This is a genomic window from Pseudomonas sp. MWU16-30317, from assembly GCF_020515695.1.
Classification (GTDB): Bacteria; Pseudomonadota; Gammaproteobacteria; order Pseudomonadales; family Pseudomonadaceae; genus Aquipseudomonas.
This window is the reverse complement of the sequence record NZ_JAIWJA010000003.1, coordinates 366,164-389,737: the sequence shown is the minus strand read 5'-3', so window position 1 is coordinate 389,737 and position 23,574 is coordinate 366,164. Positions and strand designations below refer to the sequence as shown.

Below are 23,574 nucleotides of genomic sequence, written 5' to 3'. Positions count from 1 at the left end.
AAAACGCTTCAAAGTTCAGCGAATGTGCAACAACGCATGGCTGCAAGATTTGCTTTGTCGCTCAGGCCCTCTTCGCGGGCAACCTTTGCTCATACCGGTGTACGACTCAGGCGCTGTGGACACCGCGAGAGCAAGGCTTGCCCGCGAAAGGGCCCAAAAGCCCTCCCATAGATCCGGCTCAGCTCCTCGCCAACTCGGGAAGTGGCGCGGCCAGCAAACGCTCATCCAGCAATCCAAGCCCCTCCTGGAACAGCTGATTGCTGCCTTGGGTATCACCCAATTGTGCCAACAGCCGGGCAAGCTCGGCGCAGGCTTCGGGGTTGCGTTGCAGGCGCAGGCTGGCTTCCAGATAATCCCGAGCCTTGCCCCACAGGCGGTTTTGCAGGCAGAGTCGGCCCAGTGTCAGCAACAGACTGGAATCATCCGGATGCTGCTTGAGCCATGCTTCGGCGCTCTGCAACTGCTTGCTTGCATCGGCACCACGCACCAGCCCGTAGAGGCGTGCCAGATGGCTGTCGTACTGACGCTTGAGGGCCTGACGCAGGACTTCCTCCGCCTCGACCTGCGCACCGAGCTGACGCAACTGCTCGGCATAGGCCAGAACCAGCGCCGGCTCCTGACGCTGGCCCGAACTCAACTCCTGCCAGGCGCTGTGCAAAGCCGCCAGCCCCTCTTCTCTGGCACCCGGTTGCACGGCTGCCAAGGATAGATTCTCGCCCCAGGCGCGACGCTCCAGCTCGGCCAGTTCGGCCACGGGCAAAGCCTTGTCCTTGCGCAACTCGGGCAGCAAGCGAATCAACGCCGGCCACTCGCCGCGCTGCTGATGCAGGCGCTGCAACTGACGCAGCACTTGCACATTGCGTGGATGGCGCTCGTGCATGGCCTGCAGGGTCTGCAAGGCACCGTCACTGTCGCCACGGTCGATCTGCAGCTGAGCATGGCTCAGGGCGATAGCCAGCTCGGCCTGCGGTTGACGCAACAGGGCGCGTTCAAGCAATGCATCGCTCTCGGCATGACGGGCCTGTTCATTGGCGGCTCGCGCGGCGCCTAGGTAATACAGCAATGGCTGCGGCTCAGCCTCGGCGGCCCGTTGCAGATGCTTTTCGGCACTGCTCCAGCGACCCTCGGCAAGGTCCAGCTGGCCTTGTTCGATAGCGCTTTGCACGCGCCGCGAACGATTGCGCCGCGACCAGGGATTGACCAGCCCGGTCGAAGTGGCCAGCGCGCGCAGCAGCAGGCCCAGCACGAACAGCACCAGACACAGCGCCAATAGCGCCGCCAAGGTCGACCAGATACCCGATTCGTAACGGAACACATGGGGGTAGTCGATCAAGATGTAACCCGGGCTCTGGGAGATACCCAGGCCCAGCACCATCGCCAGGGCGATGGCCACCACCAGGATCACATACAGTCGCTTCATGGCGTAGCCCCCGGCTCAGCTGGCGCCTTGGCGCCTTCCACAGGGGTGTGCCGCTGCGCCATATAGGCCTGCAGAGCAGCCAGGCTGGCACTCAGGTCAGGAACATCAATGGTCACCGGCTGCGCCTTGAGCTCATCGACCCGCGCCAGCAACGAGCGGGCTTGGGTGTTGTCCTGATTGAAGCTGCTAGCGACCAGGCTGCGCGCCTGATCCAGAGCCTGGGTATAAACGGGGCCCTGGCCGTTGAGCGCGGCCCATTGCGCCTGCTCCAGCGCCAGGCTCAAAGCCAGGCGCACTTGTTGCAGGCTCTGCCCGGCCAGCAGCGGACGGATGTTGTCATCCGGCTTGAAATCAATCCGGAAGAATCCGGAAATCGTCCGCCACCATTGGCGCCAGTGGGCGAAACCAGCGCTCTCGTCATCCAGCGCCGGGGCCTGGGCTGCAGCCTGGAATTCAGGCGCGAGCACTGACAGCTGCGCGCTCTGTTCACGCAGCGCTGCCAGTTGCAGGAACAACCCGGTGCGGTCCGGCTGCTGCACGCTGGTCAGCGCGGCCATGCTCTTGGCCAACTGCTCACGGGCCGCGAAAGCGGCAGGGTCGTCCTGCTCACGAAGAATCTCATCGGCACCCAGCACCAGTGCGCGAGCGCTGTTGAGATCCTGCAGGGCCGACAGACGCAGGCTGGCCAGGCGCACCAGGTGCTCGGCCTCGGCCAGGCGCCAATCTTTGCGACTGGCCCCGACCACGCTTTCAAGACGCTGACTCAAGCGCTGCTGATCGCCCTGCAACTGCGCGACCAGCCGCCGACGCTCTTCCAGCTCGGCCGCCGGCGGCAGTTGGGACAAGCGCGTATCCAGCGCCTGCTCGCCCTGCTTGAGGACCTGCGATTGCGCGGTCAGAGTTTCGATCTGCGCGGATTGCGATTGATGGCCAGCCTCAAGATGACGCACTTGCCAGACGCCCCAGCCACCCACCGCGACGCCTGCGGCGGCAACCAACAGCGCCAACACCGCAATCGCCGTACCGCTGCGTGCGGGTTTGTCCACAGGTGGAGTCAGTGGCGCCTCAGGCGCGGGTGCTTCTTTGGGCAAGACTGTTTCGCTCACGTATCCATCCTTTGTATTAGGCGTTCTTGTCAGTGGTAGCCGACCCCGGCGCCGGGCGCTGTCGCAGCGCCTCGCGCAGGGCCAGGGCGCTAGCACCAGCACAGTTGATCACGTTGGCTGCGCCCGCGGCAGCAGCGATGGCTGCAACACGCGCGCTGGGCACGAACAACGGCAAGCCGAGCAATAGGGGCGCATCATCGGCGGCCAACTGCAGCAGGTTAGCAAAACCCTGCCCACTGCTGACCACCACGCCGTTCAAGCGTTCCACCTCGATACGCTGGCGCAGGGTGTGGATGGCGTAGGTCGGCAGGTGGCGACGATAGAGTTGCAGATAGTCGACCGTCGCGCCACGCGCTCGCAGTTGCTCGGCGAGCCACTCGCGGCCACCTTCGCCGCGCAAGATCAGCACGCGCGGCGCTGGCTGGTCAAGTTGCGACAGCAGCGCAGGGAGGCGCAGCAATGCCTCGCTGTCGTCACCCTCGGCAGGAAACTGTACCTCCAGGCCCTGCTCGTTGAGAACATGCGCGGTGCCAGCGCCGACAGCGAACCATAAAGGCCGCGCCCCAGGTACCCGCTGATTCAGCAGCTCGAGACCAAGGCGCGCGGCCGGCTTGCTGACCACGATGACCAGCGCATAGCGATCAAGGTGGGCAATCGGCTCGCGCAACGCAGCGGTCACCGGCAGCGGCTCGATGTGCAACAGCGGCAAACTGCTACTGAAAACACCATCCTGCTCGAGCGCCCGCGCCAGGGCGGCGGACTCCTGCGCGGGCCGGGTCAGCAGCAGACGCCAGGCCGTCACTCGGGACTTGCCTCGCCATAGACGTCGCGCAGAATCTCGGCCGCGCCCTGGGCCAGCAGCTGCTCGGCCACCTGGATTCCCAACGCTTCGGCATCGCTACGCGGCGCACGCGCATCGGCGCTCAAGGTCAGGGTGCCGCTGGGCTGGCCGACCAGGCCGCGCAGCCACAAGCTGTAGCCCTCAAGCACCGCGTAGCAGGCGATCGGCACCTGGCAGCCACCATTGAGGTGCTTGTTCATGGCGCGCTCTGCAATGACCCGCGCGGCGGTATCATCGTGATGCAACGGTGTCAGCAGAGCATGCACATCGGTGTCGGCGCTGCGGCATTCGATGCCCACTGCGCCCTGCCCGCCCGCTGGCAAGCTGTGTTCGACGCTGAGGTTATGGGCGATTCGCGAGGCAAAGCCCAGGCGGATCAAGCCGGCGGCGGCAAGAATGATGGCGTCGTACTCACCAGCATCGAGCTTGGCCAGACGGGTATTGACGTTGCCACGCAAGAAGTGGATGACCAGATCGGGGCGGCGGGCCAGCAGCTGCGCCTGGCGACGCAGGCTCGAAGTGCCGACGATAGCGCCCAGAGGCAGCGCCTCGAGACTGGCATAGGTGTTGGAAACGAAGGCATCGCGTGGATCTTCACGTTCGCAGATGCAAAAAAGTCCGAGGCCTTCGGGAAAGTCCATCGGCACGTCTTTCATCGAGTGCACGGCAATATCGGCTTCGTTGTCCAGCAGGGCGTTTTCGAGCTCCTTGACGAACAGGCCCTTGCCGCCAATTTTCGACAGCGGCGAGTCGAGCAGCTTGTCGCCGCGACTGACCATCGGCACCAGAGTCACCTCGATGCCGGGATGAGCCTCTTGCAGGCGTGCCTTGACGTATTCGGCCTGCCACAACGCGAGAGCGCTCTTGCGGGTGGCGATGCGGATGGGGCGAAGAGACATGAGTCGGTCCGTACAGGGTAAAGACCGCAATCATAGCATTTTCAGTGAGCTGGCTCGTGGACACGTGCGGCAGCTCCGGCCTCTTCGGGCAAGCCTCGCTCCCACATAGCCCGCACTCCCTGAGTCGTACCTCTGCGGGAGCAAGGCTTGCCCACGAAGGCAATCTTCAACTCACAGGTGCTGCATCATCTTGCGCACACCCGCCACATGCCGGCGGCTGACGATCAAGGCGTCACCATTGAGGCCCTTGAGATACAACTGGAAGTGCCCCAGAGGCGTGCGCTGCAAACGCTCGATACGCTCACGAGCCACCAAGGCATTGCGGTGAATACGCACGAAACGATCACCGAACTCGTCTTCCAGCGCCTTCAACGGCTCGTCGAGCAACACCTCACCGCCCTCATGGCGCAGGGTCACGTACTTGTGATCGGCGATGAAATAGATCACCTGATCCAATGGAATCAGCTCGATGCCCTTGCGGGTGCGAGCACTGATGTGGGTACGCGGTCCGTTACCGGTCTCTGCCGCCGGACGGGTCAGTGCGGCCAACTGTACCCGGTTGGGGCGCTCCGCCTTTTTCAAGGCCTCGAGCAGCAACTCGGAGCGCACTGGTTTGACCAGATAGCCCACGGCGCTGACTTGAAACGCATCCAGCGCGAACTCGTCGTCGGAGGTGCAGAACACTACCGCAGGCGGCGCATCGCGCTCGCACAGGCGGGCCGCCACCTGCAGACCGTCGAGGGTCCCGGGCATGCGGATATCGAGCAACACCACATCGGGCTTGAGTGAGTCGATCATGGTCAAGGCTTCATCGCCGTTTCCGGCGCCCGGCTCCATGACACTATAGCCCTCAAGGTCGCCGACCAATCGGCTCAAACGCTCGCGGGCAAGGGGTTCGTCGTCAACGATCAGGACATTCATAGAGCGCTGGATTCCTGCGTGAGTCTTGCACATGGGTAACGTAGACAAGTGTTATATCGACCGTCACGGTGATCCACGCTCAGACTCGCCCGGAGCCCAAAAAGTGCCGCAAGTCGCGCACCAATGTTCTCCAGCGCCTGATGCGTGCCGCCGCAAACGTGCCGCACGGAGGCTTCGTCATAGGGATTGCTGATGCTCAATATGAACTCTCCCCCTTGGTAATCGGCTTCGACGCTGACCAGTCCGCCTTCGAAGCGCGGGGCTACGCCGGAATCAGCGCATTTCCAACAACGGTTGTAAGGTTAGCTGCGGGATCGGCAGGTCATCGGGAATTGTGTCGCCCCCAGTCCTACTGTAGACGCTCGCCGAGACGATATTGCTCAATCGATAAATATCGTTTCGCCAATGCCGTCTCCCCTGCAGATATAAAGTAGCGCAACAACAGCCCCCCACAGGCTGATCGTGATCATCCCCTGATGCGCAAAGCGTTCAGATAAGCCGACGCCGAACTGCCTGGCAACCCTGTTATTATTGCGGGCAATTTCCCGTTCACGCCTTCAACGAGCGTTTTCATGAGCACAGACAAGACCAATCAGTCCTGGGGCGGCCGCTTCAGTGAACCCGTCGACGCCTTCGTCGCCCGCTTCACCGCCTCCGTCAACTTCGACCAGCGTCTGTATCACCACGACATCATGGGCTCCATCGCCCACGCAACGATGCTTGCCAGCGTTGGCGTACTGACCGACGCCGAGCGCGATACCATCATCGACGGCCTCAACACCATCGAGGCGGAAATCAAGGCCGGCCGCTTCGAATGGCGCGTCGACCTCGAAGACGTGCACATGAACATCGAAGCGCGCCTGACCGACCGCACCGGCATCACCGGCAAGAAACTTCACACCGGGCGCAGCCGCAATGACCAGGTCGCCACCGACATCCGCCTGTGGCTGCGCGACGAAATCGACCTGATCCTCAGCGAAATCACCCGCCTGCAGCAGGGCCTGCTGGAGCAGGCCGAACGTGAGGCCGCGACCATCATGCCGGGCTTCACTCACCTGCAGACCGCACAGCCGGTAACGTTCGGGCACCACCTGCTGGCGTGGTTCGAGATGCTCAGCCGCGACTACGAGCGCCTGGTCGACTGCCGCAAGCGCGCCAACCGCATGCCTCTGGGCAGCGCCGCGCTGGCCGGCACCACCTACCCGATCGACCGCGAGCTGACCTGCAAGCTGCTGGGCTTCGAGGCCGTCAGCGGCAACTCGCTGGACGGCGTCTCGGATCGCGACTTCGCCATCGAATTCTGCGCCGCCGCCAGCCTGGCGATGATGCACCTGTCGCGCTTTTCCGAGGAGTTGGTGCTGTGGACCAGCGCCCAGTTCCAGTTCATCGACCTGCCGGACCGCTTCTGCACCGGCAGCTCGATCATGCCGCAAAAGAAAAACCCCGACGTCCCCGAGCTGGTCCGCGGCAAGAGCGGCCGCGTGTTCGGCGCGTTGATGGGCCTGCTGACTCTGATGAAAGGCCAGCCCCTGGCCTACAACAAGGACAACCAGGAAGACAAGGAACCACTGTTCGACGCCGCCGACACCCTGCGCGACTCGCTGCGCGCGTTTGCAGACATGATCCCGGCCATCAAACCCAAGCACGCGATCATGCGTGAAGCGGCGCTGCGCGGCTTCTCCACCGCCACGGACCTCGCCGACTACCTGGTGCGCCGTGGCCTGCCGTTCCGCGATTGCCACGAAATCGTTGGCCACGCCGTGAAATATGGCGTCGAGAGCGGCAAGGACCTGGCGGAAATGAGCCTCGAGGAACTGCGCCGCTTCAGCGACCAGATCGAGCAGGACGTATTCGCCGTGCTGACGCTCGAAGGCTCGGTCAACGCCCGTGACCACATCGGCGGCACCGCCCCGGCGCAGGTCAAGGCGGCCGTCGTGCGTGGCCAGGCGTTGCTCGCCGCCCGTTGATACCCTTGCGGCGAGGGGGATCGCCCCTCGCCAATCCCCTTTATGGAGGCTACGCCCATGAGCGAAGCGAACGACATCAACCAGGACGACGAAGAGCAATTCGTTGAATCTACCCTCACTCAAGCCATCGAGAACCAGCTGGAGAGCGGCGAGCCGGCAGCGGCCAAGGCCACCTACAACAAGCTCACGCTGGTCGGCTATGCCCATGACGACATCGTCGAATTGATGGCTCACGTGCTGGCCTACGAGATCGACGCCATGCTCGACGCCGACCGCCCGTTCGATACGCAGTGGTACGAAACCGCCCTGCGCGCCCTCCCGGAACTGCCCCCCGAGCGCGACTGAAACATTCCGACACTGCAAACCGGGCAGAACTTCCAGAGCCTGACTACACTTGAAAAACCCCGCTGCTACCAGTCGGGGTTGCCGCGGCCCGCATTGCCGCGTCCATAACAATAGTCCTGGAGCGCCTCTGTCTATGTCCTACTCCACCGAACTGATCGCCGAACTGGAAATCCTTGCCCTGTTCAATCTCGGCAATACTCAGGAAGGGCTGAAAATCCACCACATCGCCGCACCCCAGGCAATTGCCGCCGCGCAGCGCCTTCACGACAAAGAACTCATCACCCTCCAGGACGGTGGCTACCTCACGAGCCGCGGCATCCTCGCCGCCGAGCACGCGCAGTCGCTGCTCGATATCCTCAAGCTGCCCCAGGCGGCCTGATACCCCAGCCCTGAACAAATCCCTGTGGAAGTGGGCTTGCGCATCCGGCGGCGAATAGCTCGATGTGGTGCGCCTGCCGACGCCTTCGCGGCCAGAGCCCGCTCCCACAGGTCCGTAGCGTAAACCACCATTTAACCCTCAACATCCTGCCGATCACGCCGATAACCCGCTCAGAGCCCCCCGCTATCACACCCGGCCGGGGTGATTTTGAGTGTTAAATGACGCGCAACGACGAAATTCGCCCCGATCTGGATCAGGGGATCGACCGCAAGGTCCTCAGCCAGCTGCGCAAACGTTTCCTGGACATCAACCAGGGACGGATGGAACGCGCGCTCGAAGGTTTCTCGGGTCGCCAGCAAGCCGTGCTCAAGCTGCTGCCGCTGTTCTTCCACGTCAATCACCCGTTGCTCCCTGGCTATGTCTCCGGCTCCACACCCGCCGGCATCTCCACCTATGAGCCCGAAGACGACGTGCTGGCCGAAGCCCAGCGCCTGACCCGCTCGTTCTCCTACAAGACCCGCCAGGGCAATCTGCCACGGCCGATTCTCGGGCTGTTCCTGATGGGCAGCCTGGGTACTCTGGCGCAAACCGAAAACAGCGACATGGACATGTGGGTCTGCCATGACGCCAGCCTCAGCGCTCAGGGCAAAGACGAACTGACACGCAAATGCACGCTGCTGGAGGTCTGGGCCGAGAGCCAGGGCGCCGAAGCGCATTTTTTTCTGATCGACAGCGAACGCTTTGCCCAAGGCGAACGCGATGACGCCCTGAGCTCGGAAAACTGCGGCAGCACTCAGCATTACCTGCTGCTCGACGAGTTCTACCGCACCGCCATCTGGATGGCCGGACGCACGCCGTTGTGGTGGCTGGTGCCCGTGTACGAAGAGTCTCGCTACGCCGAGTACACCCACACGCTGCTGTCCAAGCGCTTCATCCGCGAGAACGAAGTGCTCGATCTGGGCCACATGGCGCACATTCCACCGGGCGAGTTCATCGGTGCAGGCCTGTGGCAACTGTACAAAGGCATCGACTCGCCCTACAAATCGGTGCTCAAGCTGCTGCTGACCGAGGTCTACGCCAGCGAGCATCCACACGTGCAGTGCCTGAGCCTGCGCTTCAAGCAAGCGGTGTTCAGCCGCCAGCTCGACCTCGACGAATTCGACCCCTACGTGATGGTCTACCGCCGCATCGAGGAATACCTGCTGGCCCGCAACGAACCCCAGCGCCTGGAACTGGTGCGCCGTGCGTTCTACCTCAAGGTCAACAAGAAGCTCAGCGGCCCGGCGCGCTTGCGCAGCCAGGGGTGGCAACGCCAGGTGCTGGAGAAACTCACCACCGAATGGCAGTGGGACGAACGTCAGCTGATGCTGCTCGACAGCCGCACCCAGTGGAAGGTCCGCCAGGTGGGCAGCGAGCGCCGCGCACTGATCAACGAACTCAACTACAGCTACCGCTTCCTCACCCAGTTCGCTCGCAACCAGCCGATGGGCACGCCCACCGATCGGCGCGACATGAATATCCTTGGCCGGCGCCTGTACGCCGCCTTCGAGCGCCGCGCCGGCAAGATCGAACACATCAACCCCGGCATCGCCCCGGACTTGGCCGAAGACACCCTCACCCTGGTGCAATCGCCCAACAAGCGCGAACCCGGTCAGACCCAATGGGCGATCTTTACGGGCAATCTGGGCACTCAGGAGTGGGAGCACTTCTCCCCACTCAAACGCAGCCGCGAGCTGATCGAGCTGCTCGCCTGGAGCCACCGCAACGGCGTGATCGACAGCAGCACGCGCATGGCCTTGCACCCCGGCACCAGCGACCTGACCGAATTCGAGCTGTTCAACCTGCTCGGCAGCCTGCAACAAAGCATCGATCTGGCGCACAGCGACGTCAGCGACGAACAATTGCTGCTGCCCAGCGTGCCGGCCGAAGTGCTGTTGATGGTCAATGTCGGGGTCGACCCGCTTGGTCACCATCGCGACCTGAACATCCTCATGACCACCGAGCGCACCGACTCGCTGAGTTACGCAGGGGTGCGGGAAAACCTGGTGCTGACCCTCGATCAAGTCATGATCAATAGCTGGAACGAAGTCCAGGTCAGCCGCTACGACAGCCCCCACGCGCTGCTTGATTGCTTGCGCGACTACCTCAACAGCCTGGTGCCCGAGCGCCCGGCGCCGCGCCTGCGGGTGCGTTGCTTCTGCCACAACCGCGCGTCGGCCATCGCCCAGCGGGTCGAAGCGCTATTCAATACCGCCCAGCAACTGCTTGAGTACGATCGCGGCTACCGTTACCTGTTCAAGGTCGAAAAGCACTATCACCTGCTCAAGCTGGTACGCGGCAACGTCAGCCACGTGGTGCTCGAAACCCTGCCGGCGCTGATCACCCAACTTGGCGAAGCCCAAGGCGGTTACAGTCCGCTACGGGTCGATGAGCATGCACTGGAGGGCCAGGATCTGGCCCTGGTGCTCGCCCAGGGCAAGCCCAACTGCGTACAGGTGTTCTACCGCCAGTACGATCGCCAGGCGCAGCTATACGTACTCGATGAGTTCAACGTGCTGTGGTGCCAGCGCCTGCCCTTTCTCGACGAAAACACCCTGTTGGCGCCGCTGCAGCGCTTTTTTCATTCCATCCTGTTTCGCCGCGAGGCGCTACGGCCGATGGAAGACGGCTTCCCGGCGCCGGCGCTGGAACTGCGCTACTACCGGCTGATGCCTGCCGGCACGGCCACCGCGACCGGGCCGGCGCGCGCCGCTGAACCGCGGTTGGCGCCCCAGGGCGCGGTGGAGCGGCCGTTCTACGATATCCAGGCGATCATCGAACGCACTTCTGCCGATCAGCATCAGATCACGCTGTATTGCAATCAGATGGAATTCAGCGAGCTGGAACACGGCACGCAGCTGTACACCAAGGTGGCACAGCAGATCATCGCCCAGCGTACCGGCGGCGAGCGCTACCGGTGCTACATCACCGACCTGGACCTCTCCGGCGTGTTCACCGATAGCGCGCCGTCGACCCACGCCTACCTGCGCTACAAGACTGAGCTCGAACGCTCACTCAACAGCGCGCTGACCAGCCTCTGAGGCGAGGCGGCGCTGGCTGGCCTGCTCGCAGATCACGCGGCGCCGGGCATCGTCGGCCGAGCGCCATTCGCGGATGTCCTCGACGTGACGCAGGCACCCGCGGCACACACGGTGCTCGTCCAGCCGGCACAGGCTGATGCATGGCGACGGCACCGCCGGGCTGACATTGCTGTACAGCGGCTTGGGTGGTCGGACGGGGGTTTCAGCGCTCACTTTCGTCATCGACCGCGGTGAAGTCCAGCTTGCCGCCGGCCTGCTCAAGGACGATGCGAGTGAGCATTTCGCCCAGCAGCTCTTCGCTCTTGTCGCATTTCCAGTTGCTTTCCTCTTCGTCGTAGTCGAAGTGGAAGCCGCCGCTCTTCGCCGCCAGCCACAGCTGACGCAAGGGCTCCTGCCGGCTGAAGATCAAGGCGCCGCCGCCATCTTCGAACTTGACGGTCAACACGCCGGCCGAGATTTCCAGATCAGGGTCCAGGTCGCTGCTTTCGAAAATGTCTTCCAGCGCTTGTTGGGTGGCATCGACCAGGTCGTGAAAACGGGCTTCGGTCAAACTCATTGCAAGAACCTCGAAAAGTGTCTGATGACGCTATAGCGCGGCACGATACGAGCAGCGCGCACCGAATGCAAAGATTAAAGACCTGCGGCTGTGTCTGTGGTGCTGGGCAAGCACGACCGGCCCCTTCGCGAGCAAGCTTTGCTCCCACGGGTGTACGGCTCAGATGCGGCAGTGCACTGTGGGAGCAAGGCTTGCCCGCGAAGGCGTCAGCCGCCTCGCCATCATCTGCCCAGCCCTGCCCCTGCACCACCCAGTCGGCTCGAATAGGCAAGGCGGCAGGGGCTGGGTATACTCGGGCGCAATTAATGCTTATACAAAGGATGTCGCCATGAAGCGCATGATTTCCTCCCTGGCTGCGCTTGTCGCGGTTGCCTGCCTTGTAAGTGCCTGTGGACAAAAAGGCCCGCTGTACATGCCCGATGGCAGCGCGTCGCCCGCCGACCAGGCCAAGTCGTCGCAGAGTAAAACCCACAAGCACTACTGATCAGGGACCACCATGGACGCTTTCAACTACCGCGGCGGTGAGCTGTTCGCGGAAAACGTCGCATTGTCTGCCCTTGCGCAGCGCTTCGGCACGCCCACCTATGTGTACTCCCGTGCCCACATCGAGGGCCAGTATCGCGCCTACGCCGATGCGCTGGTCGGCGTACCGCATCTGGTCTGCTACGCGGTCAAGGCCAACTCCAACCTCGCCGTGCTCAACGTCCTGGCCCGCCTGGGCGCGGGCTTCGACATCGTCTCCGGTGGCGAGCTCGAGCGCGTCCTGGCCGCCGGTGGCAAGGCCGACAAGATCGTCTTCTCGGGCGTCGGCAAGACCCGCGAAGACATGCGTCGCGCCCTGGAAGTCGGTGTGCACTGCTTCAACATCGAGTCCACCGACGAGCTGGAGCGCCTGCAAGTGGTCGCCGCCGAGCTGGGCAAGCGCGCGCCGATCTCCCTGCGCGTCAACCCCGATGTCGACGCCGGCACCCACCCGTACATTTCCACCGGGCTCAAGGAAAACAAGTTCGGCATCGCCATCGCTGACGCCGAAGACGTTTACATCCGCGCGTCGCAGCTGCCCAACCTGGACGTCATCGGTGTCGACTGCCATATCGGTTCGCAACTGACCAGCCTGCCACCCTTCCTCGACGCCCTTGATCGCCTGCTCGGCTTGATCGACCGTCTGGGTGACTGCGGCATCCACCTGCGCCACATCGACCTCGGTGGCGGCGTCGGCGTGCGCTATCGCGACGAAGAGCCACCGCTGGTTGGCGACTACATCAAGGCCGTGCGTGAGCGCATCGCCGGCCGCGATCTGGCGCTGGTGTTCGAACCCGGCCGTTATATCGTCGCCAACGCCGGCGTGCTGCTGACCCAGGTCGAATACCTCAAGCACACCGAATTCAAGGACTTCGCCATCGTCGATGCGGCCATGAACGACATGATTCGCCCGGCTCTATACCAGGCCTGGATGAACGTCACCGCCGTCTCTCCCCGTACCGACATCGCGCCGCGCGCCTACGATGTGGTCGGGCCGATCTGCGAAACCGGCGACTTCCTGGCCAAGGATCGGCAGCTGGCCATCGCCGAGGGCGATTTGCTGGCCCTGCATTCGGCCGGCGCCTACGGCTTCGTCATGAGCTCCAACTACAACACCCGTGGCCGCTGCGCCGAAGTGCTGGTCGATGGCGACCAGGCTTTCGAAGTGCGCCGCCGCGAGACCGTAGCCGAGCTGTATGCCGGCGAAAGCCTGCTGCCGGAGTAACCCCATGCTGCTGCGTTTTACCAAGATGCACGGCCTGGGCAACGACTTCATGGTCCTCGACCTGGTCAGCCAGCACGCGCACATCCAAGCCAAGCACGCCAAGCAATGGGGCGATCGCAATACCGGCATCGGCTTCGATCAACTGCTGATCGTCGAAGCACCGAGCAGTCCGGACGTCGACTTCCGCTACCGGATTTTCAATTCCGATGGTTCGGAAGTCGAGCAGTGCGGCAACGGTGCGCGCTGCTTCGCCCGCTTCGTGCTGGACAAACGCCTGACCGCCAAGAAGCTGATCCGCGTCGAAACCAAAGGCGGCGTGATCCAACTCGATGTACGCAACGACGGCCAGATCAGCGTCGACATGGGCGCACCGCGCCTGGTGCCGGCGGACATCCCGTTCCAGGCCGATGCCCGTGCGCTCACTTATGCGCTGGACGTCGAAGGCCGGACCGAGCAGATCTTTGCCGTATCGATGGGCAATCCCCACGCCGTGCTGCGCGTCGAGGACGTCAACAGCGCGCCGGTTCGCGAATTGGGGCCGAAGATCGAGCATCACCCGCGCTTCCCACAGCGGGTCAACGTCGGCTTTATTCAGGTCATCGACCGTCATCGCGCGCAGTTGCGGGTGTGGGAACGTGGCGCCGGGGAAACCCAGGCGTGCGGGACCGGTGCCTGCGCTGCCGCCGTCGCGGCCATCAGTCAGGGCTGGATGGACTCGCCCGTTACCCTCGACCTCACCGGCGGACGCTTGTCCATCGAGTGGGCCGGCGAAGGCCATCCAGTGATCATGACGGGCCCTGCGGTTCGCGTGTATGAAGGACAAGTGCGCTTATGAGTGATCTGCCCGAAGGCCCGGTGCTGGCTGCCGAAGACGTTGCCGCCTACCTGCGCGAGCATGGCGACTTTTTCGTCGAGCACGAGGAGCTGTTGACCTCGTTGCGCCTGCCTCATCAGCGCGGCGATACCGTGTCGCTGGTGGAGCGGCAGATGAAGCTGCTGCGCGAGCGCAACATCGAGATGCGCCATCGGTTGTCACAACTGATGGACGTCGCACGCGACAACGATCGGCTGTTCGACAAGACGCGCCGACTGATCCTCGCCCTGCTGGACGCCGGCAGCCTCGAAGAAGTGGTCATGGCCGTCGAAGATAGCCTGCGCCAGGAATTCCAGGTGCCCTTCGTCAGCCTGATCCTGTTCAGCGATGCGCCAACGCCCGTGGGCCGCTCGATCACCAGCGCCGAAGCAAAGGGTGCCATCGGCGGCTTGCTCACCGACGGCAAAAGTGTGGCCGGGACCTTGCGCGATCACGAGCTGGATTTCCTCTTCGGCGAAGAGCAACGCAAGCAGATCGGCTCCACCGCGCTGGTCAATCTGAGCAGCGGCCAGGGCCTGCTGGCCATCGCCAGTCGCGATCCGCAGCACTACAAGAGCTCGGTGGGCACCTTGTTCCTCGGCTACATCGGCGAAGTCCTCAGCCGCGTACTGCCCCGCTTCACCAGCGCGCTGCGCTCGGTCCGCTAACCATGCAGACACCTCTGGACGCCTACTGCACGCATCTACGCAGTGAGCGTCAGGTGTCGCCGCATACCCTCGATGCCTACCGTCGCGATCTCGACAAGGTCCTCGCGTTCTGCACCCAGGAAGGCCTCGGCACCTGGGCGGCATTGGATATCCAGCGCTTGCGCCGATTGGTGGCCAAGCTGCACCAGCACGGCCAATCGGCGCGCAGTATCGGCCGGTTGCTGAGCGCGGTGCGCGGCTTTTACCGCTATCTCAATCGCGAAGGCCTGTGCGACCACGATCCAGCCAACGGCCTGGCGCCCCCCAAAGGTGAACGTCGGCTGCCCAAGACCCTCGACACCGACCGCACCCTGCAGTTGCTGGAAGGCGCAGTGGAAGATGACTTCCTGGCGCAGCGCGACCAGGCCATCCTCGAACTGTTCTATTCGTCGGGCTTGCGCCTCTCGGAGCTGACCGGCCTCAATCTCGAGCAGCTAGACCTCGCCGACGGCCTGGTGCAGGTCCACGGCAAGGGCAGCAAGACCCGCGTGCTGCCCGTGGGCCGCAAAGCCCGTGAAGCACTGCAGCAATGGCTGCCGCTGCGCGCCCTGAGCAACCCCGCCGACGACGCCGTGTTCGTTAGCCAGCAGGGCCGACGCCTGGGGCCTCGGGCCATCCAGCTGCGAGTCAAGGCCGCCGGTGAGCGCGAGCTGGGGCAGAACCTGCATCCGCACATGCTGCGACACTCCTTCGCCAGCCATCTGCTTGAGTCCTCCCAGGACCTGCGCGCGGTACAGGAGATGCTCGGCCACGCCGACATCGCCACCACGCAGATCTACACCCACCTGGACTTCCAGCACCTGGCCTCGGTCTACGACAACGCCCACCCCAGGGCCAAACGCAGTAAAGGCACCGACTCATGACGCTAGAGCTGATTACCTTCGACCTTGATGACACCCTGTGGGACACCGCGCCCATCATCGTCAGCGCCGAAGCCACGCTGCGCGATTGGCTGGCAGCCCATGCACCAGACCTGGGCCCGTTTCCTCGTGAAGCCTTGCTGGCCATTCGTACCCGACTGGTGACGGCCGAGCCGGGCCTGCAGCACCGTATCAGTGCATTGCGCCGCCTGGTGCTCTTCCATGCGCTGCGCGATGCCGGATATGCAGAGACCGAGGCCAAGCGCCTGGGTGACGAGAGTTTCGAGGTGTTCCTGCAGGCGCGCCATCAAGTGGAGCTGTTCGCTGACGTGCTGCCGACGTTGGAGCAACTACGCGAGCATTACACCTTGGGCGTAGTCACCAACGGCAATGCCGATGTACGCCGGCTGGGGCTGATGGAGCATTTCAAGTTCGCCCTGTGCGCCGAGGACCTGGGCATCGGCAAGCCCGATCCGGCGCCATTTCTGGAAGCCTTGCGCCTGGGTGGCGCCGAGGCTTCGCGCGCGGTACACGTAGGCGACCACCCGACCGACGACATCGCCGGCGCGCAACGAGCCGGGCTGCGGGCCATCTGGTACAACCCGCAGCGCAAGCCTTGGGAAGCCGAGCACACCCCGGATGCCGAGATCCACAGCCTGGCGCAGCTGCCCGAGACGCTGCGCAACCTCTAGCCGCAACCCGCTCTCACAGGGGATAGCGCCAAACAGTCGCCCACAAAAAAACCCGCAGCGAAGGCGGGCTTTTTTGGGGACGCAAGCACTCAGATAGGGCGGCTACCGTACTTGTTGTCAGGCTTCTTGGGTGGATCTGCCACCACATTCGGCTCGACTTCCTGCACCTTGCCACCCCGCGACAGAAATTCTTCCATCGCGCGAGCCAGTGCATCGCGTTCCTTGTTCTTGGCCTCGATACTCGGCAACTCATCAACCGACACCGCCGCCTTGGATTTGCCACCCTTGGCCGCAGGGGCCGGGGCATCGTCACCACCGTCGTCAACCGGGTCCTCGGCAACTGCCTCCAGGCCTTCTTCGGTATCGTCCTCGTCACCCGCTTCGAGTTCGTCGTTTTCCAGATCATCGTCGCTCATTGTTCTACCTCATGACTTGCGAAAGCAGATTATTTATAGCCCAGCCGGGTCGCCTGTCGAGCCCTGCCGGGAAAAATTCATATCCGCTGCTTACCAGCGGTCAAACGTCCTCGCCATACAACGTGGCAAGCACCCTGCGGGCACCACCATGATCGCGGTGTTCGCCCAGATAGACACCTTGCCAGGTTCCTAGCGCAAGACGCCCATCGGTTACCGGTAACGTCAGCTGACAGCCTAACAAGCTCGCCTTGAAGTGCGCCGGCAGGTCGTCGTCGCCTTCGTCGTTGTGTTCAAAGCCTGCTGTTCCCTGTGGGATCAGCCGATTGAAGAAACGTTCGAAATCTCGACGTACCGCTGGGTCGGCATTTTCGTTGACGGTCAGGGACGCCGACGTGTGTTGCAGCAAAAAATGCACCAATCCGGTCCGACAGGCCCGCAGTTGCGGCAGCGCGGCCAGCAATTCATCGGTCACCAGATGAAAGCCCCGAGGGCGAGCCCGCAAGGTGATAGTGGTTTGCTGCCACATACGCTTCTCCAGACGTTCGGGGCGCATTCTAGCGCGCCGCGAGAAAAAACAAAGGGGGTCGTGCGCGGTTGATTGTGTGGGTGGGTAACAGACAATCGACAAGGGCTGGCGAGCTCCCGAGATGAGCCGTCTGCTCTGCACCGCAGCCGACGCTTTTCAGGAGCCGGCCCCCTCGCTAAGCGCCGCGTTTACAGATGACAAATGCCAGGCAAAAAAATGCCCGGCGAACCGGGCATTTTCTTCAAGCGCAACGTTACAGGTTGTAACCACGCTCGTTGTGTTGCGCCAGGTCGAGGCCGACGGACTCTTCCTCTTCGCTTACACGCAGGCCCATGACCACGTCCAGCACCTTGAGGATGATGAACGTGACGATGGCGGTGTAGATGACGGTGAAGCCAACGCCTTTGCACTGGATCCAGACTTGTGCGCCGATGTCTTGCACGGTGCCGAAGCCGCCCAGCGAAGGCGCTGCGAATACACCGGTGAGGATCGCGCCGAGGATACCGCCGATGCCGTGCACGCCGAAGGCGTCCAGGGAGTCGTCGTAGCCCAGTTTGCGCTTGAGGCTGGTGGCGCAGAAGAAGCACACCACGCCAGCGGACAGACCGATGACCAGCGAGCCCATCGGGCCAACGGTACCGGCAGCCGGGGTGATGGCAACCAGGCCAGCGACCACGCCCGAGGCAATGCCCAGTGCGCTTGGCTTACCGTGGGTCAGCCACTCGGCGAACATCCAGCCCAGCGCAGCGGCGGCGGTAGCGATCTGGGTGACCAGCATCGCCATACCGGCAGTACCGTTGGCCGCAGCGGCGGAACCGGCGTTGAAGCCGAACCAGCCGACCCACAGCATAGCCGCGCCGATCAAGGTGTAGCCCAGGTTGTGCGGGGCCATCGGGGTAGTCGGGTAGCCTTTGCGCTTGCCCAGTACCAGGCAAGCCACGAGGCCAGCCACACCAGCGTTGATGTGCACTACGGTGCCGCCAGCGAAGTCCAGGACGCCCCAGTCCCACAGCAGACCACCGTTGCCACTCCAGACCATGTGCGCGATCGGCGCATAGACCAGGGTGAACCAAATGCCCATGAACACCAGCATGGCGGAGAATTTCATACGCTCGGCGAACGCACCGACGATAAGCGCCGGAGTAATGATCGCGAAGGTCATCTGGAAGGTGACGAACACCGCCTCAGGGAACAATGCCGCAGGACCGGTCAGGCTGGCGGGGGTGATACCGCTCAGGAAGGCCTTGGACATGCTGCCGACGAAGGAGTTGAAATTGACGACGCCCTGTTCCATGCCCGTGGTGTCGAAGGCCATGCTGTAGCCGTAGATCATCCACAGAATGCTGATCAGGCCGGTGATGGCGAAGCACTGCATCATTACCGACAGGATGTTCTTGGTACGGACCATGCCGCCGTAGAACAGCGCCAAGCCAGGAATGGTCATGAACAGCACTAGCGCCGTAGACGTGAGCATCCACGCCGTGTCGCCGGAGTTGAGGACAGGGGCGACGGGGGCTGCCACCTCGTCTGCCATGGCCAGGCCTGGCATTACGAGGGACAACAGGGCTCCTAGCCCTGCGAATTGACGCAGAGTCATATTGTTTACTCCTGGGGCTTTATTATGAAGCGGCTTTAGATTGCGTCTGTATCGGTTTCGCCGGTACGGATCCGAATAGCCTGTTCCAGATTGACCACGAAGATCTTGCCGTCCCCGATCTTGCCGGTGTTGGCCGCCTTGGTGATCGCCTCGATTACCCGGTCCAGATCCTTGTCGTCGATAGCGACGTCGATCTTCACCTTGGGCAGAAAATCAACCACGTATTCCGCGCCGCGGTACAGCTCGGTGTGACCCTTCTGACGACCGAAGCCTTTGACTTCCGTGACAGTGATACCCTGCACGCCGATTTCCGACAGCGATTCGCGGACGTCGTCCAGCTTGAATGGCTTGATGATGGCAGTGACTAGCTTCATGAAACTCTCTCCCGAATTGGTGGACTTGCCCCAGGAAAACAAACCCAGCTCAAGTCTAAGCGCAGTAACTGGCTTTGTAACGCGTCGCCGGTCTTGCATCCCCAGACCGACACCAGAAACTGCTCCTTGCGAAACACTTCCCGCTCTGCCTGCGCACTGCATCGTCACAGCGACTGCATCAGTGCATGGGTCACTTGCGACTAAGCAGAAACCTTGCCATGTCTTGCAAACCCGGCGTTTTCCGCTGATTGCTCGGCGGCTGCCCGCTGTGCTCGGCGCTGCCACCCTTGAGTCGCACACTGATGGTGCATGACGCCTGCACCTCATGCGCCAAAACCGTGCGCCGCGCACCGTTCATTGACTATAGACACTGCGTGATACACTGGGCGGCCTTCTTCTCAGGATATTCGCCATGCTCGCCCCCAAAGCCCTTCTCGATGCCCTGAGCGATCACGCCTCGACACTGTTCAGTGGCGACACTGCCCAGCCCAAGGCCGAGCTTGAGAGTCAATTCAAGGTTTTGCTGCAAAGTGGTTTCAGCAAGCTCGATCTGGTCAGCCGCGAAGAGTTCGACAGCCAGATGGTCGTGCTGGCCCGCACCCGGGCTCGCCTGGAAAGCCTCGAAGCCAAGGTCGCCGAGCTAGAAGCGCGCCTCGCTCAACAGCCCTGATTCAGCAGCGTCGCTGAGGGTCTCTTCGCGGGCAAACCTTGCTCCCACAGGAGCGCACTTTCCATTGCGGGAGCATGGCTTGCCCCCGACGGGGCCCGCACAGGCGAAACAGCTATTGCAGCAAACCCCGCGCTGTTCCTACACTCCGCTCTGACAAGGGATGAGCAGGAACACTGCCGATGAACCGCAATGAGTTGCGCAAGGCCGATATCAACCTGATGGTGGTGTTCGAAACCCTCATGCAGGAGCGCAACGTCACCCGCGCGGCAGAAAAACTGTTTCTGGGGCAGCCCACAATCAGTGCAGCGCTCAACCGATTACGCACCTTATTCAACGACCCGCTCTTCGTCCGTGTCGGCCACCGCATGGAGCCCACCTCGCGCGCCGAAGAAATCATCCGTCACCTGGGCCCCGCGCTCGATGCCATGTCCGTGGCGCTGAGCCTGAGCCATGACTTCAACCCCATTACCAGCTCCATGACCTTTCGCGTCGGCCTCTCGGACGACGTCGAATTCGGCTTGCTGCCGCCCTTCCTGCGGGCGATGCGCGAAGAAGCGCCAAACATCGTGGTGGTAGTGCAGCACGTCGACTATTGGCGCATCCCCGACCTGCTGGCCAGCGGCGATATCACCGTCGGCATCAGCCAGACCCGCGGCCTGCCCGCCAACGCCAAGCGCAAGCTGCTGCGGCGCATGCATGCCCGGGTGCTGCGCGCGGATGCCTCGGATAAACCGCTGACGCTGGATGAGTATTGCGCCCGCCCCCACGTGCTGGTATCGCACACCGCCAACACTTCGGGCATCGCCGATGAGTGGCTCGAAGAGATCGGGCGCAAACGCCGCGTGGTGCTCTCGGTGCCGCAGTTCAGTTCGCTGCCGGCTCTGCTGGCGGGCACCGACCTGCTCGCCGGCCTTCCCGATTACGCCGCCAGGGCCATGGCCAAATGGGGCAACCTGTTCGACGAGCCGGTGCCCTTCGACACCCCGCCGCTGGACCTGTCGATGGTCTGGCTGAGCGTCATGGACACCGACCCGGCCGAACGCTGGCTGCGCTCGCGGCTGGAGATGTATATGGGCGATCGGGCCGGGTTGGCGCTTTGATGTTTAACGCTCAGGCGAGCTGCAAGGGGTTGATCAGTTGCACGCCGAGATGTTCGAAATCCTTGCAATTACGCGTCCTCAGGGATAGCTGAACGCCTTCACCAACGTCAGCTCGCCCACAGCGCGCATGGGCACTACGAAGGTTTCGATCTTCTCGCTCGGCGTGCCCTCCTCGGTAATCACCGTCACCTGGGCCGTGGTCAGTGGCTGCACGGCATCCTCCTGGCCGTCCTCATCGCTGCGATAGCCGCCGCCGAAGTAGTTCAGGTACACCAGATACTGGCCCTTGATCGGCGCTGGCATGGAGAAGATCTCCGGGCCATAGCCGGTGGTCACGTCGACATCCAGCGCGGCGCCGTTGGCGGCGACCCGGTCGCCGTACCAGATATGCGCGCCGTCGGGCGTGACCACATGCAAGTCCAGGTCAGTGCCGTCGCTGTCCCATGACAGCAACACGCGCAACTTCGCCGGGGTAGCGCCACTGCCGGCATTGATGAACTGCGTGCGATGGCGTTGCTGGCCGTCAGGACTGCGCACCTCGACGCTGTTGCTGCCCTTGGGGAACGAGAATGGCCGATCGAAACGGCCGGCCTCGTCGATCTTCAACGGCATGCTCACGCCGTTGACGATCAAGCGCCCCGGCTCGGCTGATTTGGGCGTGGCCTTGATCTGCCCGGCGATGCGCGCTGTGTTGGCCTGCCCCACCGGGGTGTTGACCGACGAGGCCGGGTAGTTGACGGTCTGCTGGTAGTGCTCACCGTCGCCGTCGACCGCACCGGAATGCCAGCCGCCCACCGGAGTATCGAGCTTGATTGCGGCGTCGGCGGCAAACGTCGCCGGCCAGGCGCCACAGCAGCAGATGAACAGGAAGACCTGCGGATAACGGAGTGTCATGGCCTATTCCAGCAAAAGATGACGGGCGAGCCCTTCGATGTAGGTTTCATCCTGACCGTTGGGATGTGCGTCAAAGGCCAGGTGCAGGTATTCATGGGTCAGGTCGAGACGGTCTTGCAGCGACAGCACGCCGCGTACGTAGATGCGTTGGCGCTCGCGGTCGACGTAGGGCCGGCCAAACGCCAGGCGGCAGACCGCAAAGGTGCTGACTTCGTTGTAACCGACTTGGTTTTCCAGGCGCTGGCGCCAGGCTCGCCGCTGGCTTTGCAGCCAGTCCTGAGCCGCAGGCAGGGTCTCGCAGGAAGCGATGGGGTTGTCCCAACGGCTGAGGCTGGCGCGCGGGTAGGCGTGCAGCAGGATCGCATCGAAGCGCTGCCCGGCGTTGGCCTGCTCGACGGCCTGCTGCCAGGAGAGTTTGTCCGGCCCCGGCTGATCGGAGTGGTAGGTGACGCTGCTGCCGGCCAGCACCAGGTCGCTGGTCCAGGCGGCAATCGCCCGCGAATCGGCAGCGGCCGGGCGCGGCGCCACACGTTGTCGGTTGCTGCTGTCATCGATGCTCAGGCAGTCGCCGCTGCGCGTTGCGTTCTGCAGCAGGTAGGTGCGAATGGCGATCGCCAAGGCCTTGGCGGCCTCGGCAGGCTCGGGCCGGGCCTCGCGCTGTAGCACGCGGGCGACGTATTCTTCGCGGTCAAGGCGCGCCACCAGCTTGTCGTTGAGCAAGAACAGCTCGCCGTCGCTGTGAATCGCCAACTGGTTGCCGTTGCTGAATGCCACCCGGTAGTCGCCCTGCAACGGTCCGCTCGGTGCCACGCGATCACCGCTCAGCACCTGCGCGATCGGATAACGGGAAAACAGCCTGACCTCGACGCAACGCCCGGCGTCTGCCGGCCAGTCCACCGGCACTATTTTAGCCAGTGCCTGCGCGTAATGGCGCAGCACCATCTGACTGGTCCCGCGCCCACCGGCCCAGATGGGCGTGCCATCGGCCGTCCACCCGCCAAAGCCGCCCTGGCGCGAGGTCGGGTCCTGATCACCCAGCCAGCTCCAGGTTTTCACCCGTAAGCGCCCGCCCAGCTCGCCCACCACATTGCCGTCCGCCGCGTTGAGCACCACGTCCAGCAGCACGCGACGCATCTGCGCCTGCGCTGGCAATACCGCCAGCACGTTCAACAGTTCGGCCACCGGCACTCGCGTCGAAGGCTGCAAAAAGGCCAGGTCGAGCAACCACTGGGGCGCCTGCCGCGCCTGCCAGTAATCGCGCCAATCCTGCGCGGTAATGCCCAGACGCGCCGGTTCGAAGTACAACCCGCAGGACTTCACCAGCGCCTGATCGCGCTCGATGCTGGCGCCGGCAGTGCAGCAATAGACTTCGTCCTTGGCTTGGCCGCGACAGGTGTACGGGGGCTCATGGGCATCGGTATCCACCAGCCAGCTGTAGACGAACATCTTCCACAGGCTGCCCAGCGGCGCCTGCAAGTCGGGCGGCAGGGGTTCACGGGCAATCAGCTGCGTTGGGCTGAGTGTCAGCAGTTCGCCCCTGAAGCCCAGGCGCAGGGGCTCCTCCTGCGCCGTCGCCAGCGCAGGTAGCAGACACAGCAATAGCCAGAACAGAGGCCGGGTCATG

Annotated in this window: 25 protein-coding genes and 1 pseudogene; 12 read left to right on the top strand and 14 right to left on the bottom strand. The window is 63.3% G+C overall.

The window, feature by feature from the left end; genetic code table 11:
- Positions 1-178: 178 nt before the first annotated feature.
- From LIX93_RS10810 to LIX93_RS10785, 6 genes and pseudogenes are all read right to left on the bottom strand, one after another.
- Positions 179-1,420, bottom strand: a complete 1,242-nt coding sequence (locus LIX93_RS10810; RefSeq protein WP_226504032.1) for a heme biosynthesis HemY N-terminal domain-containing protein — start codon at positions 1,418-1,420, stop codon at positions 179-181.
- Positions 1,417-2,526 (bottom strand): uroporphyrinogen-III C-methyltransferase, encoded by a 1,110-nt coding sequence (locus LIX93_RS10805; protein WP_226504031.1) that lies wholly within the window; start codon positions 2,524-2,526, stop codon positions 1,417-1,419. The genes LIX93_RS10810 and LIX93_RS10805 overlap by 4 nt, the downstream gene beginning before the upstream one ends.
- Positions 2,527-2,542: 16 nt before the next feature.
- Positions 2,543-3,328: a uroporphyrinogen-III synthase gene (locus tag LIX93_RS10800; RefSeq protein ID WP_226504030.1), complete on the bottom strand. Its 786-nt coding sequence runs from the start codon at positions 3,326-3,328 to the stop codon at positions 2,543-2,545.
- Positions 3,325-4,266, bottom strand: coding sequence for a hydroxymethylbilane synthase (gene hemC, locus LIX93_RS10795; RefSeq protein ID WP_226504029.1), 942 nt, complete (start codon positions 4,264-4,266; stop codon positions 3,325-3,327). The genes LIX93_RS10800 and hemC overlap by 4 nt, the downstream gene beginning before the upstream one ends.
- A 171-nt stretch (positions 4,267-4,437) precedes the next feature.
- Positions 4,438-5,187, bottom strand: coding sequence for a LytTR family DNA-binding domain-containing protein (locus tag LIX93_RS10790; RefSeq protein ID WP_226504028.1), 750 nt, complete (start codon positions 5,185-5,187; stop codon positions 4,438-4,440).
- Positions 5,184-5,602 (bottom strand): annotated as a pseudogene (locus tag LIX93_RS10785) (sensor histidine kinase); the annotation flags it as partial. The gene LIX93_RS10790 and the pseudogene LIX93_RS10785, both read right to left, overlap by 4 nt.
- Positions 5,603-5,759: 157 nt before the next feature.
- Between LIX93_RS10785 and argH the strand changes: the two are divergent.
- The 4 genes from argH (at position 5,760) to LIX93_RS10765 (ending at position 10,958) form a co-directional block, all read left to right on the top strand.
- Entirely contained in the window at positions 5,760-7,154 is a 1,395-nt protein-coding gene (gene argH, locus LIX93_RS10780; RefSeq protein ID WP_226504027.1) for an argininosuccinate lyase, read from the top strand.
- A gap of 57 nt (positions 7,155-7,211) precedes the next feature.
- Positions 7,212-7,499, top strand: a complete 288-nt coding sequence (locus tag LIX93_RS10775) for a hypothetical protein (RefSeq protein ID WP_226504026.1) — start codon at positions 7,212-7,214, stop codon at positions 7,497-7,499.
- Between the two features lie 133 nt (positions 7,500-7,632).
- Complete coding sequence (locus tag LIX93_RS10770) at positions 7,633-7,878, top strand: TIGR02647 family protein (RefSeq protein ID WP_226504025.1); 246 nt, start codon at positions 7,633-7,635, stop codon at positions 7,876-7,878.
- A 218-nt stretch (positions 7,879-8,096) separates the two neighbouring features.
- Complete coding sequence (locus tag LIX93_RS10765; protein WP_226504024.1) at positions 8,097-10,958, top strand: class I adenylate cyclase; 2,862 nt, start codon at positions 8,097-8,099, stop codon at positions 10,956-10,958.
- Here the strand turns inward: LIX93_RS10765 and LIX93_RS10760 are convergent.
- On the bottom strand, positions 10,929-11,171 hold the full coding sequence (locus tag LIX93_RS10760; RefSeq protein ID WP_226504023.1) for a DUF1289 domain-containing protein: 243 nt from the start codon (positions 11,169-11,171) through the stop codon (positions 10,929-10,931). The genes LIX93_RS10765 and LIX93_RS10760 overlap by 30 nt on opposite strands.
- Positions 11,161-11,514 carry an iron donor protein CyaY gene (gene cyaY / locus LIX93_RS10755; RefSeq protein ID WP_226504022.1) on the bottom strand — a complete coding sequence of 118 codons (354 nt, stop codon included), beginning with the start codon at positions 11,512-11,514 and terminating at the stop codon, positions 11,161-11,163. The genes LIX93_RS10760 and cyaY overlap by 11 nt, the downstream gene beginning before the upstream one ends.
- Positions 11,515-11,842: 328 nt before the next feature.
- Between cyaY and LIX93_RS10750 the strand changes: the two genes are divergently transcribed.
- Genes LIX93_RS10750 through LIX93_RS10725 form a run of 6 tightly spaced genes read left to right on the top strand, consistent with a single transcriptional unit; the run spans position 11,843 to position 16,373 of the window.
- Positions 11,843-11,998, top strand: coding sequence for a lipoprotein (locus tag LIX93_RS10750; RefSeq protein WP_226504021.1), 156 nt, complete (start codon positions 11,843-11,845; stop codon positions 11,996-11,998).
- Positions 11,999-12,010: 12 nt separating this feature from the next.
- The gene (gene lysA / locus LIX93_RS10745) at positions 12,011-13,261 is read left to right on the top strand and encodes a diaminopimelate decarboxylase (protein ID WP_226504020.1); all 1,251 of its coding nucleotides are present in this window, start codon (positions 12,011-12,013) and stop codon (positions 13,259-13,261) included.
- A gap of 4 nt (positions 13,262-13,265) precedes the next feature.
- Positions 13,266-14,096: a diaminopimelate epimerase gene (gene dapF, locus LIX93_RS10740; RefSeq protein ID WP_226504019.1), complete on the top strand. Its 831-nt coding sequence runs from the start codon at positions 13,266-13,268 to the stop codon at positions 14,094-14,096.
- The gene (locus tag LIX93_RS10735) at positions 14,093-14,782 is read left to right on the top strand and encodes a DUF484 family protein (protein ID WP_226504018.1); all 690 of its coding nucleotides are present in this window, start codon (positions 14,093-14,095) and stop codon (positions 14,780-14,782) included. Before dapF ends, LIX93_RS10735 begins: the two co-directional genes overlap by 4 nt.
- 2 nt (positions 14,783-14,784) lie before the next feature.
- Positions 14,785-15,684: a tyrosine recombinase XerC gene (gene xerC, locus LIX93_RS10730; protein WP_226504017.1), complete on the top strand. Its 900-nt coding sequence runs from the start codon at positions 14,785-14,787 to the stop codon at positions 15,682-15,684.
- Positions 15,681-16,373 (top strand): HAD family hydrolase, encoded by a 693-nt coding sequence (locus tag LIX93_RS10725; RefSeq protein WP_226504016.1) that lies wholly within the window; start codon positions 15,681-15,683, stop codon positions 16,371-16,373. The genes xerC and LIX93_RS10725 overlap by 4 nt, the downstream gene beginning before the upstream one ends.
- Positions 16,374-16,462: 89 nt before the next feature.
- On the opposite strand, the gene sutA is transcribed toward LIX93_RS10725, so the two are convergent.
- The 4 genes from sutA to glnK form a co-directional block, all read right to left on the bottom strand.
- Entirely contained in the window at positions 16,463-16,789 is a 327-nt protein-coding gene (gene sutA / locus LIX93_RS10720) for a transcriptional regulator SutA (protein ID WP_226504015.1), read from the bottom strand.
- A gap of 100 nt (positions 16,790-16,889) precedes the next feature.
- On the bottom strand, positions 16,890-17,315 hold the full coding sequence (locus LIX93_RS10715; protein ID WP_226504014.1) for a secondary thiamine-phosphate synthase enzyme YjbQ: 426 nt from the start codon (positions 17,313-17,315) through the stop codon (positions 16,890-16,892).
- Between the two features lie 253 nt (positions 17,316-17,568).
- Positions 17,569-18,912 carry an ammonium transporter gene (locus tag LIX93_RS10710; protein WP_226504013.1) on the bottom strand — a complete coding sequence of 448 codons (1,344 nt, stop codon included), beginning with the start codon at positions 18,910-18,912 and terminating at the stop codon, positions 17,569-17,571.
- A gap of 35 nt (positions 18,913-18,947) precedes the next feature.
- Positions 18,948-19,286 (bottom strand): P-II family nitrogen regulator, encoded by a 339-nt coding sequence (glnK, locus tag LIX93_RS10705; RefSeq protein WP_002555808.1) that lies wholly within the window; start codon positions 19,284-19,286, stop codon positions 18,948-18,950.
- Positions 19,287-19,698: 412 nt separating this feature from the next.
- Between glnK and LIX93_RS10700 the strand changes: the two genes are divergently transcribed.
- Positions 19,699-19,956 (top strand): accessory factor UbiK family protein, encoded by a 258-nt coding sequence (locus LIX93_RS10700; RefSeq protein ID WP_226504012.1) that lies wholly within the window; start codon positions 19,699-19,701, stop codon positions 19,954-19,956.
- Between the two features lie 179 nt (positions 19,957-20,135).
- The gene (locus LIX93_RS10695; protein ID WP_226504011.1) at positions 20,136-21,056 is read left to right on the top strand and encodes a LysR family transcriptional regulator; all 921 of its coding nucleotides are present in this window, start codon (positions 20,136-20,138) and stop codon (positions 21,054-21,056) included.
- Positions 21,057-21,134: 78 nt separating this feature from the next.
- On the opposite strand, the gene LIX93_RS10690 is transcribed toward LIX93_RS10695, so the two are convergent.
- Entirely contained in the window at positions 21,135-21,950 is an 816-nt protein-coding gene (locus LIX93_RS10690) for a DUF2135 domain-containing protein (RefSeq protein WP_226504010.1), read from the bottom strand.
- 3 nt (positions 21,951-21,953) lie between these two features.
- Positions 21,954-23,573 (bottom strand): DUF2300 domain-containing protein, encoded by a 1,620-nt coding sequence (locus tag LIX93_RS10685; RefSeq protein WP_226504009.1) that lies wholly within the window; start codon positions 23,571-23,573, stop codon positions 21,954-21,956.
- Position 23,574 lies beyond the last annotated feature (1 nt).